This window comes from Polyangium spumosum (assembly GCF_009649845.1).
Taxonomy (GTDB): domain Bacteria; phylum Myxococcota_A; class Polyangia; order Polyangiales; family Polyangiaceae; genus Polyangium; species Polyangium spumosum.
This window is the reverse complement of record NZ_WJIE01000023.1, coordinates 18,415-30,024: the sequence shown is the minus strand read 5'-3', so window position 1 is coordinate 30,024 and position 11,610 is coordinate 18,415. Positions and strand designations below refer to the sequence as shown.

Below are 11,610 nucleotides of genomic sequence, written 5' to 3'. Positions count from 1 at the left end.
GCCACCTCGAAGCCGCGGACGTGCTCATGTGGATATGGGCGTGAACATCACATGGTGAGCGCCGAGGGCGTGTACACCACGTCCGGCTATCTCCGCCTCTTTTTCGGCATCTCGGCCCGGCCGATCAAGGTGAAGTATCGCTGCCGGCGCTGCAATGAAGTATTCTCGGTGACTACGGATCCTGCCATTCTCGATCTGCATTACTGATCGAACACCGAAGTTCTCCTTGACGCCCGAGCGCGCGCGGCGGGAGGATCGTCGTCATCATGCAACGATTCTCGCGTCATGCGCCGCTCGATCTGCGCCCCCAGGCCGATCCCGGCATGGAGGACCGCTCCGGGCCCGTGCTGACGCTCGGGGCCGTCTTCACCATGCTCGTGACCGTCGGCGGGGAGGACGTCCCGGCGGAGATCCGGGCCGCGTGTCGCCACATCGAGGCGGACGCCTGGTACCTCGGACAGGACCTCGAGACGATCCTGAGCAAGCTCGAAGACCAGGATCCGGAGCTGCCGGAGCTCGTCGGTCGGAACATTTATTTCATGTTCCGGACCCAGCTCCACGGGCTCGGCATCAAGACGCCGTCCGATTTCGTGCTTCAGCTCCCGTCCATGTGGACGTTCGCCACGCGTGGCGACAGCGGCACCTGGCGCACCTCGATGCGAGGGGAGCGGCACGCGATCGTCGAGTCGCGTCAGCCATTCAATTGCCAGTTCGAGGTCGGCGGGCTGCGCGGCTTCATCGAGGCGCTCGACGGCTACGACGTGGAGATCGCGCATACCACGTGTGTTCGAAGGGGGGATCCGTTCTGCACCTTCGACACGCGGTGGCAGGAATGAGCGTCGTGACTCGATGAGCGACGGCACGGAAGACGAGCAAAAGAGGCTGCCGCTCGCCGCGCGCCTCCTCGACGAGGAGATGGATCTCCTGCGCTGGATTGGCTCGCGCATGAGCCGGGTCCTGATCGGGAAATACGAGGAGCTGCCTTTCCTCGATCGCAAGGACGAGCTCGGCGTCGTGGCGAACATGGTGGCCCGCGTCGCGCGGGAGCTGCGCCGCAGCCGCGAGCGGGACGAGGCGCGGCGCAAGGAGCTCGAAATGCGCGGTCGCGAGCTCGAGGCGCGCGTCGCGGAGCTCGAAGAGGCGCGCGCGGAGCAGGAGCGGCTGCTCGCGCGGGTGCGGGAGCTCTCGGCGCCGGTGCTCGAGGTGTATCGCTCCGTGCTCCTGGTCCCGATCGCGGGGGCGCTCGACGCCTCGCTGCTCGCGCAGGCCGAGGGGCGCGTGCTCGCGCGGGCCTCCCAGGCGGGCGCGCGTACGGTGATCCTCGATATCACGGGGGCGCTGGCCATCGATCCTGTCGTGGCCGAGGGCCTCGTTCGAATCGCGCGGGCTTTGTCGCTGCTCGGGGCACGGGTCGTGCTTTGCGGCGTGTCGCCGGCGGCGGCACGTACGGCCGTGGAGCAGGGCCTCGATTTCGCGCCGGCGCTCCTCCGCGCCGATCTCGGCAGCGCGCTCGAGGTCGCCGTTTTCGCCGAGCTCCGCCGGGCGCGGGCGTAGGGACAAACCGGCCGACCCGGGCCATTTCAAAAGGATCCCTTCGGGGGGGCGACCGCTCGACGCCCGAGGGAGCGCACCCCAGGAACCGGGTGTGGAACTGACGCGGAGAACGCGGGCGGTCGGGCGGTCCGACCGGCGTGGATCGCCGCGACAAACAACCACTCGAAGAGGGAGTTGCGTCATGGCACAGGAGCAGAAGAAAGGCCAGATGACGGTCGAGGAGGCGGGGCGCAAGGGCGGCGAGACCGTCCGTGACGAGCGCGGCTCCGAGTTCTACTCCGAGATCGGCCACAAGGGCGGCCAGCGCGTGCGCGAGCTCATCGAGGAAGGCAAGCAGTCCGAGGGCGGCGGCGGACAGGGCAGCGGAAGCTCGAACAAGAGCTGAACCGGGCCGAGCCGTCGAAGGCTGCTGAGCCACGCGAGGGCCGCGGTGGGACGAAAAACCGTCCTGCCGCGGCCTTTTTTGCCATTCAGGGCTCGTCGTCGTCGAGGGTGAGCAGATATCGCTCGAGGTCCGCGAGATCGGCGTCGCCGAGGTGGCTCGTCTTGCCGTGCTGATCCGTGGCATTGTGATCACGGAGCACGGCGCGGAGCGTGGGCGCGGAGCCGTCGTGCAAATAGGGCGCGCTCTTCCACAAGCCGCGCAGCGTGGGCGTGTCGAGCCCCGGGAGCGGCTCCCCGAGCCTCGATCCCGAGCCCGGCCCGAGCGTGCCGACGTCGTGGAGCACGAAGGTTTGTCCGGCCGCGAGCGCGCTGTCGGTGAAATGGGGCGGCGCGTGGCAGGTCGAGCAGCCGGCCTCGGCCGAAAAGAAGATGTCCTTTCCCTTCTGGCGTGAGGCCAGAGAGACGGGATCGTTCGATCGATAGGGGCTCCTGCCGAACGAGCCGAGCGAGGCGACGTAGGCGGCGAGCGCGTCGAGGTCTTCGGACAAACCTTCCTTCGGGGTGCCGAGGGTCTGGTCGACCATGCCGGCGTGGAACACGTCGTCCGGCAAAAAGCCGGTCCCGGCCTGGGGGCCGCGGATGTCGTGTTCGAAGTCCTGCACCTCGTCGAAATTGGCGCTCCAGTGTAGCGGCCCGTGGGCCGTGCCCGCGCGCCCGGCGAGGGGGATCGTGTTGCGCAGGCCCTCGCCGCGCTGGGTGAAATCCCAGACGAGGTTGTCCCCTTCCCCGTCGAGGTGGCACGAGGCGCACGACATGTACGACGTGCGGCTCATGCGGGGATCGCGGCTGCTGTTGAAGATCTGTTTTCCCCGTAAAACCACCTCGGGCAGCGGCTCGGTCGTCGCCGTCGGGAGTTCTCCGAGCGGGGCGGGCGGGCTCGACAGGTCGCTCACGTCGTAGACGCGCACCTGGCGCGAGAGGGAGGCGTGCACGAAGAGCCGCGTTCCATCGGGGTGGAGCGCGAGACCGTCGGGGGCGTGGCCGACGTCGTCGATCGAGCCGGCGACGTCGAAGCTCACGGCGTCGCGCACCTCGACCCGCTCGGCGCCCTGGATCGCCACGTAGACGAGATCCCCCTTCGGCGAGAAGACGGCCGCCGAGGCGAAGTCGAGGTCGTCGAACGCATACCGCCCGCCGGGCCGCTCGATGGGTTTGCCCGGGGTCGCGTCGAGCTCGATTTCGGTGAGGATCGCCCGCGCGGTCGTCTCGAAGCTCAGCGGTTTGCCCGTCCGATACATTCCCGTGATGGTGTTCGCCTTGAGCGAGGGGACGATGGCCCGGCCGCCGTCGGGCGACGGGACGATCTGGTTCAAGAAGCTCGGCACGCCGCTGTTGTTCGTGTCGCTGTCGAGCCCGACGTCCGGCGGGAGCAGGAGCGGCACGACGTCCGCGAGCGCCGTCGGGTCGGACGCGTCGATGAGGGCCACCTCCGCGCCCTCCGCGGTCGCGCGCCAGCGCGTGACGAGCACCCTGCCGACCGCGGTGGCCGCGACGCCGCGTACGTCCGGAAAAACGGGAGTCCTCGAGAGGATCTGGTTCCCGTCGGCGCTCACGGCCGCGAGCTCGCCCGTGCCGGAGAGCGTCACGAAGAACAGGCCCGCGGTCCGGAGCTCGGCGACGACGCCGAAGGGCGCGCTGCCCGGACCCAGATCGACCGAACCGCGTGGCTCCTGCTTTTCGAGGTCGTAAAACGCGACCGTGCCGTCGCCCTGGCAAGCCGCCGCGAGGATCGCGCCGGAGATCGCGAGCGTGCGCGGCGCGTCGCAGCTCAAGAGCGGCACGGGGGGCGCGCCCGAGAGCCCCATGTCGAGCCGCGCGACGTGATCGTGATCCGTATTCGCGACCAAGACGGAAGAGCGCTCGGTGTCGAGGACGATGGTGCTCGACGCGGCCGGCGGGATCACCATGGGCTTTCGCACCACGGCCACGCCGCGCGTGGCGACGAGCTTCTGCCCGTTCAAGACGGCGGTCGCGCCGACGAGGCGACGGCCGGGCTCCGTATATGCGTGACAAACCTCCGTCCCCAGGATCGCCGGGGGAAGCGCCGTCCCGTCGCCCAGGTTCCACGTGATCTCGGCGCTCCCGCCCGCGACCGTGAGCGAAAAACAAGCGGCATCGCCGACGAACGCGACGTCCGGGCCCTCGATCTTGCCGAGCGCGAAGGGCTCGGGCGCGGGGGGCTCTCGCGAGGCCCCGTCGCCGCACGAGGCGAGGGCGGCCCCGACAAACAGGCTCACGAGGGGGAAGAGGGCGCGCGCGCGTCTCATTCTTCCTCCTCCTCCACGTAAGGCGTGGGCTTCGGCGGGAGCGCGCAGGGGCCGGTCTTGAAGGTCGAGCGGAACTCGGTCTGCGTGGGGTTGCCGTTGAAATCGACGACCCCGCCGGCGGGCACGACGACCTCGTATTCGGTGTCGGGCTCGAGCGGCGAGGCGGGCCAGAAATTCACGATGCCCTCCTGCCCCGAATACTGGCCCCGGATCGGCTCGGTCGTGCCGAGCTTGCGGACGAAGAACGAGCCCTCCCAGAGCGATCCGATATCGACGAACTCGCCGAACGTGAGGCCGATCCGCGTGGTGAGCGGCTGCGAGGTGGCGCCATTTCGTGGGTTCACCATGGTGACCTCCGGCCCGCGCGTGTCGGGCGCCTCGAGGAAGGGAGCGACGGCGCTGCCGTGGTCCTCGTCGGCCTTGTCGTCGACGCTGAGGACGACGACGTTGCCGATGGGGATGATCGTGTCGAGGTCGCCCGTGAGCTCGAAGCGGCGGAGGAGCGCGGGCTTCGTCGGATCGGAGACGTCGACGGCCTCGGCGAAATGGCTCTCCCCGATGAAGGCGACGTTCTCCTTGAGGAAGACGTACCCGCCGTTCCCGTCGGGCGCGTGGTAATCACCGGCGTACCTCGGCGCCTCGGGGTTCGAGATGTCGTAAATGATGAGGCCGCCGCCGCTGGATTTGCGGGCGTACCAGGTCTTGTCGCCGTTCAAATGGGCGTGGTACGCCTCCTGCCGGACGCCCGCGCCGTCCTCGATCTCGAACGTGCCGCCCGGGATGGGCGTGGGCCGGGCCGGATCGCCGATGTCGAGCAGCACGGTGCGCGAGCCCTCGGCGGCCATGACCGCGAGCAGGTTGCCCACGGCGAAGATGGCGCCGGCGCGCAGCGGCGGGTCGAATTTGTATTTCGTCAGCGGGACGGGTTTGGCCGGGTCGGTCGCGTCGACCACGAAGATCCCATTGTCGGCGGCGGCGACGTACACGTAGGGGGCCTGCCAGAAGACCGAGAGGACGACGCGCGCATACGCGTCGGGCCAGAAGACGCCCTCGAACGAGAGATCACTCGTGACCGTGGGCGCGGCGGGGTCCGCGAGATCCCAGAATTGAATGCCGTTCACGCCATTGACGACGGCCTTCCAGCCGTTCATCCGGGCAAACCCGGCGGCGTGGGTCTCGCGCATGAGGGGCGAGAAGCTCGTGCCGACGGGCGCGGGGGCGCAGGGGTCGTCGAAGCGGAAGGTGGAGAGGCCGCCGCCGCCCCACTCGGGGGCCCAGGGCATGACGAGGTAGCCGTCGAGCATGGTGACGGTGTTGTGGTGATCCGTGTCGTCCTCGGGGCCGCCGTCGAGGAACGCGCAATTGACGCCGAGCGCCTCCGACGAATACGTCTGCGCCGGGCCGCCGGGCCCTTTCCAGGAGAGCGGGCCCTTCGGGCTCGCAGGCAGCGGAGTCGTGGCAGGAGCCGCGCAGACGAGCCCCTCGGGCCCTTTGGGCTCGTCCCCGCCGCAGCCAGCGAGCGCAATCACGCCCAGCACGGGCACCACGCGGCAGGCCCATCCGATTACATCGTAAATTTTCATGCCTCAGCCTCCGATGTCCCCCGGCGAGAACATCGGAAGGGTCGGGAGGCGTCAATCAGATCGAGAGAATGCCTTCAGCGTCGTCGAGGAGACGCCGCGCTCCGGGCGGCCTCGCGCGAGAAGATCGCCGCGCGCAGGGTGCGCTTCGTGACGAAGCCGGAGAGGTCGATGCCAAGCTCGACGATGGTCTGGGCGACCGCGGGGCGGATGCCGCTGATGATGGCGTCGGCGCCGAGCAGGCGGATGGCGCGCACGATGCTCATCAGGTGATCGGCGGTGTGGGTCTCGATCGTCTCGAGGCCCGTGAGGTCGAGGACCACGCTCGCGACCTGGCGCTCGACGATGGTGCCGAGCAGGCGGTGCATGATCTCCTCGGCGCGGGTCTGGGTCATCGCGCCGACGATGGGGACGGCGAGCACGCCCTCGGCGACCTCGAGCAGCGGCGCGGAGAGGGTGAGGATCTCCTGGTGCTGGGCCTCGATGATGCCGAGCTTCTGGTCGAGCTCGTCGACGAGGGCAGCCTTGGCCTCGGCCTGACGGAAGGCCTCGACGGCGCGACGCTCGACCTCGTGCGCGGCCTCCTCGAGCTTGCGTTGCACCTCGAGGCGCGTGGTGATGTCGACGCTGCAGCCGAGCACGTGCACCTCGCCGTTTGGCCGGACGAGGGGGCGCTTGGTCGTCTGGTACCAGTGGTCTTCCCCCGTATGCCAATGGACCAGCTCGTCGACCGTGTGCTCCTCGAGCGTGGCGAGGACATGTCGATCGACGCTGAGGAAGCCCCCGGTACTCACGTCATCGTGCAGGTCACGCTCGTGCTGGCCGACGATCTCGTCGACCGTCTTGCCCAGGATGTCGGCGAAGGCCTTGTTCGCGAGCAGGAAGGTGCCGTGGTCGTCCTTCACGAAGATCAGGTTCGGATCGCTGTCGATGACCTGACGGATGAACTCCCGCTCCTCGCGCAGATCCCGCTCGGCGCGGAGCTGCTCGGTGACGTCCTGGCCCACGCAGAGCACGAGGCGCTCCTCGGGCCCTTCGCCCTCGACGGGGACGAGGTGGAAGAACATCGAGCGCATGCCGAGCGCGGTGGGCACGTCGCTCGTGATGATCTCCTCGGTGCCGGTGGCGAGGACACGCGCCTCGACCTCACGCGCGAACTCGGCGTCGGCCGGATCGATCAAGAGCGCGCGCGTGCCGCTCTCGAGCTCCTGCTCCGCGGCGGCGCCGAGCAAGCGGGCGCGGGTCTCGTTGGAGAAGATGCTCTTGCCCTCGGCGTCGACGAGCGAGACCGTCACGGGGAGGCGATCGAGGATGCGGCGCAGGAGCGTCGCGGGGATCCGCTCGTCCCGAGAACGAGGCGGCGGCGGAGGCTCGCGGGCGGGCGCGGACAACGCGCGGGCGTGCACGAGCGCGGCGCGAGAATCGCCGTCGGGCACGGGCACGATCGTGACGGCGTACGCCGCGGCGCGGATCTCCAGCGTGACCTCGGCGCGCGTGGTTTCACCCGAGAGGACCTTCGCGAGGGCGGCCGCGACAGCGGGCTCGGCGAGGGGAGCCTCGGCGAACGTCGTGGACCAGGCCGCGTTGGCCTTCTGGACCACGAGGGCACCGTCGACGATGGCGATGGGCTCGGGGAAGACGCCGAGCGCCGCGTCGGAGAGGCGACCGTCGTTCATGGCTCCCTGGCGCGAACGTACATGACGTCGACGAGCTCGCCGCGTGCTCCCCGCTCGGCGCACGCGATGGTTGGATGAAAAGGCCGCGACACAGCGTGCGCCGCGCGCGGTGATGATCGCCCCCTCGGGCAAGGAACGTCAAGCATGACGGAGACTGGGAGGTGTAGCAACGAGCGAGCAAGCGAGCGAGCCGAGGAAGGGCGCGAGGAACGATTCCGACGCGGAGAGGATACGAGGCAACGAGGCGATGAGCTCGTGGCCGTCGTCGAGCTCGATCAACGTGACGTGGCGGCGGCCTCGCGCGAAGTCGCGCGAGCGATCGATGGTGACGACGTCGTCACGCGTGCCGTGAAGGACGAGCGTCGGGACACGCACGTCGGGCAACACGCCCGAGCTGCCGTCCACGGCCTCGACGTCCAGGAAAAACCCGTGGTCGACGCGGGCCTTGCTGCCGGTCGTGAGATCGTCGACCTCGAGGAAGCCGGTATCGGCCCAGCGCGCCATGCCCTCCGCGCCGAGGCGATCGCGCCAGCGTCGCGAGAGATCGAAGGCGGGCGCGAGGAGGACGAGGGAGGCGACACGCGCGTCCATCTCGGCCACGCGGCTCGCGACGAGGCCGCCGAGGCTAGAGCCGAAGAGGACCACGCGCTCACGATCGCCGCCGATACGACGACGGACCTCGTCGATCATGGCGGAGACACGCAGGCGCTCGAACGAGGGCAAACGCAGGTCGAGGCAGTCGATGTCGACGCCGAGGCGGCCGTAGTGTTCGGCGGTGGCGACGCCCTTCTTGGATCGGGGACCGGAGGCGAAGCCGTGGAGGTAGAGGAAACGCGGACTCGTCACGGCGAGAGGGTAGCGCGGCCGCGCGGCGCCGTCTTTCGGCGCGCCCTCGTCCAGCCGCCGAGGTCCTCCTCGAGGGCGCGAGCGACCGCGATGGTCAAGGCGTCGGCGTCGCGCCTGCCCGCGACCTGCACGCCGAGGGGCAAGCCGAGATCGTCGAAGCCCGCGGGCACCTGCGTGACGGGGAACGCGAGGACGTTGAAGAGGGCCGTGCAGACGAAGTCGAGGGGCGTGAGCAAGGGCTCCCAGTGGCGCGGCGCCGAGCGCGTGTACGTCGGGTGCAGGATCACGCCACGCGGGCCGAGCTCGGCCTCGAGCTCCTCGCGTAGCCGTTTGCCCGCGGAGGACCAGGTGGCGATCGGCGCGGGCACGCTCTTCAAGATCGCCTCGACGCCGGCGACGATGAGCGCCTGGACGGTGTGCGGCGCGTCGGGGAATGGCGCGCGGAGGAGCTCACGCGTGATGTGGATGGGGCGGCCGTTGCCGAGCACCTCGCCGTAGGAGAGGGCGCCGGCCTCTTCCTCCATCATCGCGGTCCAGATGAAGAGCGCCTTCGAGAGGCCCTTCGTGCGAAGCTCGGCGATCCGCGCGCCGCGCGCCTCGAGCGCCTGCGCCGCGCGACGAACGGCCTGTCGTTTGGCAGGGCGGACGCGCGCCGCGCCGGTGGTCTCGAGCGGGTAGACGGTGACGCCGCGCAGATCGATCGCGTCCGGGCTCCCTTCGACGGTGCGCTCGGCCATGAGGCCGAGCAGCGGCCAGAGGTCCTCGGCGCGGCGGGTCATGGGGCCCGTGCAGAGGAAGGTGTCGAGCGCGCCGGGCACGTCGGGCCAGTAGCCCCGGTTCGAGACGAGGCCTCCCGTGGGCTTGTGGCCGAACACGCCGCACATCGCGGCGGGGATGCGGATCGAGCCGGCGATGTCGGAGCCGATGCCAAACGGCGAGGCGCCCGCGGCGAGGATCGCGGCCTCGCCGCCGCTCGATCCGCCCGGGATACGCGCGAGGTCCCAGGGGTTGTTGGTGCGGCCGTAGATGCGGTTGTCGGTCTCGAGCCAGAGGCCGCCCTCGGGCATGTTCGTCACGCCGAGGACGATGGCGCCTGCGTCGCGGACGCGGCGCACGACGCGGGCGTCCTCTTCGGCGCGCAGGTGCTTGCGAGCGAAGACGCCCGCGGTGTGGGGCATGCCGACGACGGCGATGCCCTCCTTCACGGTGCAAGGGACGCCGAAGAGCGGCGGCAGGGCCTCGGCCGCGCTCACGCGGGCGAGTTTGTCCGCGGCGTGCCTGGCCTCGCGCCGCGCCTGCTCGAACCGATCGGCGACGACGGCGTTGAGGGCGGGGTTCTCCGCCTCGATGCGCTCGATGTAGAGGTCGACGAGATCGACCGGCGAGAGCTTCCGTTCGCGCACGAGGGACGCGAGCGCGAGGGCGGAGGAGGCGAGGAGTTCGTCGGAGCCGGCGAACGACATGGAGGACGGAGTGTAAAGCAGAAGGCGGCCGCCAGGGGCCACCATGGCGCCGCCACCCCGGGAGGGGGCGGTTCTCCCGACGAACCCCGCATGATCCAGGGGGAGATCCTGCGCGGCACGAGGCTCGCTTCGGGCCGCGGACCGTGAACGCCCGAGCCCCCCTGCCCGATCTCGACGCCCTGCTCGCGAACCACTTCGGCTTCGTGGAGCTCCGGCCCTTCCAGCGCGAGGCGATCGACGCGCTGCTCGCGGAGGGCGAGGGCGGCCGCGTGTTGCTCGTCGCGCCGACCGGCGGCGGCAAATCGCTCTGTTATCAGCTCCCCGCGCTCGCGCTGCCGGGCACGGCGCTCGTGGTCTCGCCGCTCGTCGCGCTCATGGAGGATCAGGTCCGCGGCCTCTCCGCGCGGGGGATCCCGGCGACGTTTTTCGCGTCGACCCTGCCGGCCGAGGAGAACGGCCGCCGCCTCGCCGCGCTCCGCCGGGGCGCCTACAAGCTGGTCTACGCGGCGCCCGAGCGGCTGGGACAAACCGCGCTCGCGTCGGCGCTCGCGGCGGCGGGGACGTCGCTCGTGGCGATCGACGAGGCGCACTGCATCGTGCAGTGGGGCCACGATTTCCGGCCGGATTACCTGCGCATCGGCGAGCTCCTCGCCAGCCCCGGTCCTGCGCGCATGATCGCGTGCACCGCGACGGCGACGCGGGCCACGCGAGGGGAGATCGTGCGCCAGCTCGGCTGGGATGCGCGGCGGGTCGTCACGGTCCTGCGTGGGTTCTTCCGGCCGAACCTCGCGCTCCGCGTCGTACGCGCGAGGACCACGCGTGATGCGCTCGCCGAGGTACGACACGCGCTCGCCGAGGCGCTCGCCGGACCGGGCGCGGGCATCGTGTACGCGGCGACGCGCAAGTCGGCCGAGGCGCTCGCGGCGGCGCTCCGCGCGGACGGCTGGGACGCGCCCGTCTACCATGGGGGGACGGCCGCGGCGGAGCGGGCGCGGATCTCGGCGGAGTTCGCGGCACGAAGGACCCGCGTGCTCGTCGCGACGAACGCGTTCGGCATGGGCGTCGATCGTCCCGACGTCCGCATCGTGGTGCACGCGGAGCCGCCCGGCTCGCTCGAGGCGTACTACCAGGAGGTCGGACGCGCGGGCCGCGACGGCCTCGCGGCGCGTGGGGTCTTGATCGCGACGCCGAAGGATCTCGCGCTCCGGCGGAGGCTCTGTCACCTCGGCCCCGACGGCGCGCCTGCGAGCCGCGAAGAGGCGTCACGCGCGCTCGGGCGCTTCGCGGCGCTTGTCCGTTACATCAACGACCGGGCGTGCAGGCAACGGATCCTGCTCCGGCATTTCGGCGACGATCCACGTGTCATCGACGGTGGTTGCGGGCGCTGCGATGTGTGCGTGGAGGCCGAGCCGCCGGACACGGTGCGTGATCCGCCGCGCTTCGAGGACATGGCCGCGGCGCCGCCAGAACCCGAGAAACAACGCCCGAAGCGCGCCTCCGCCCACGCCGCGCCCGCGGGGGTGCCGACGGCGCTTTACGAGGCGCTCAGCCGGTATCGGGGGGCGCGGGCGCAGGCGCTCGGCGTCCCCGCGTACGTGGTCGCGCCGAACCGCGCCCTCGTGGAGATGGCGATGCTGCGGCCCGCCACGACGGACGAGCTGCTCGGCATCCACGGCATGGGGAGAGGCCGCGTCACCGCGCACGGACACGGCTTTTTGCGGGTGATCGGCGAGGCCCCGGGCGGCGTCGATTGACAGGGACGAGCCCCCTCGCGCGCCGT

Annotated in this window: 10 protein-coding genes; 5 read left to right on the top strand and 5 right to left on the bottom strand. The window is 70.6% G+C overall.

From position 1 onward, the window contains the following. Nucleotides 1-51: 51 nt before the first annotated feature. The 4 genes from GF068_RS39620 to GF068_RS46690 all read left to right on the top strand — a co-directional run bounded on the left by GF068_RS39620 (nucleotide 52) and on the right by GF068_RS46690 (nucleotide 1,939). Nucleotides 52-207 carry a hypothetical protein gene (locus GF068_RS39620; protein WP_240808102.1) on the top strand — a complete coding sequence of 52 codons (156 nt, stop codon included), beginning with the start codon at nucleotides 52-54 and terminating at the stop codon, nucleotides 205-207. Between the two features lie 59 nt (nucleotides 208-266). After that, nucleotides 267-836 carry a hypothetical protein gene (locus GF068_RS39615; RefSeq protein ID WP_153824738.1) on the top strand — a complete coding sequence of 190 codons (570 nt, stop codon included), beginning with the start codon at nucleotides 267-269 and terminating at the stop codon, nucleotides 834-836. Nucleotides 837-849: 13 nt separating this feature from the next. After that, nucleotides 850-1,554 (top strand): STAS domain-containing protein, encoded by a 705-nt coding sequence (locus tag GF068_RS39610; protein ID WP_153824737.1) that lies wholly within the window; start codon nucleotides 850-852, stop codon nucleotides 1,552-1,554. Between the two features lie 181 nt (nucleotides 1,555-1,735). Further along, on the top strand, nucleotides 1,736-1,939 hold the full coding sequence (locus GF068_RS46690) for a KGG domain-containing protein (RefSeq protein ID WP_153824736.1): 204 nt from the start codon (nucleotides 1,736-1,738) through the stop codon (nucleotides 1,937-1,939). 85 nt (nucleotides 1,940-2,024) lie between these two features. On the opposite strand, the gene GF068_RS39600 is transcribed toward GF068_RS46690, so the two are convergent. The 5 genes from GF068_RS39600 to GF068_RS39580 all read right to left on the bottom strand — a co-directional run bounded on the left by GF068_RS39600 (nucleotide 2,025) and on the right by GF068_RS39580 (nucleotide 9,830). Next, nucleotides 2,025-4,265, bottom strand: a complete 2,241-nt coding sequence (locus GF068_RS39600; RefSeq protein ID WP_153824735.1) for a c-type cytochrome — start codon at nucleotides 4,263-4,265, stop codon at nucleotides 2,025-2,027. Continuing rightward, complete coding sequence (locus GF068_RS39595) at nucleotides 4,262-5,848, bottom strand: Ig-like domain-containing protein (RefSeq protein WP_153824734.1); 1,587 nt, start codon at nucleotides 5,846-5,848, stop codon at nucleotides 4,262-4,264. Before GF068_RS39595 ends, GF068_RS39600 begins: the two co-directional genes overlap by 4 nt. A gap of 74 nt (nucleotides 5,849-5,922) precedes the next feature. Then, nucleotides 5,923-7,521 (bottom strand): PAS domain-containing protein, encoded by a 1,599-nt coding sequence (locus tag GF068_RS39590; protein ID WP_153824733.1) that lies wholly within the window; start codon nucleotides 7,519-7,521, stop codon nucleotides 5,923-5,925. 138 nt (nucleotides 7,522-7,659) lie between these two features. Beyond that, nucleotides 7,660-8,367, bottom strand: coding sequence for a YqiA/YcfP family alpha/beta fold hydrolase (locus tag GF068_RS39585; protein WP_338046763.1), 708 nt, complete (start codon nucleotides 8,365-8,367; stop codon nucleotides 7,660-7,662). After that, on the bottom strand, nucleotides 8,364-9,830 hold the full coding sequence (locus tag GF068_RS39580; RefSeq protein ID WP_153824731.1) for an amidase: 1,467 nt from the start codon (nucleotides 9,828-9,830) through the stop codon (nucleotides 8,364-8,366). Before GF068_RS39580 ends, GF068_RS39585 begins: the two co-directional genes overlap by 4 nt. Nucleotides 9,831-9,973: 143 nt before the next feature. Here GF068_RS39580 and GF068_RS39575 point away from each other — a divergent pair, with 143 nt between their 5' ends. Further along, nucleotides 9,974-11,584: a RecQ family ATP-dependent DNA helicase gene (locus GF068_RS39575; protein ID WP_338046762.1), complete on the top strand. Its 1,611-nt coding sequence runs from the start codon at nucleotides 9,974-9,976 to the stop codon at nucleotides 11,582-11,584. The last annotated feature ends 26 nt before the right edge of the window (nucleotides 11,585-11,610 follow it).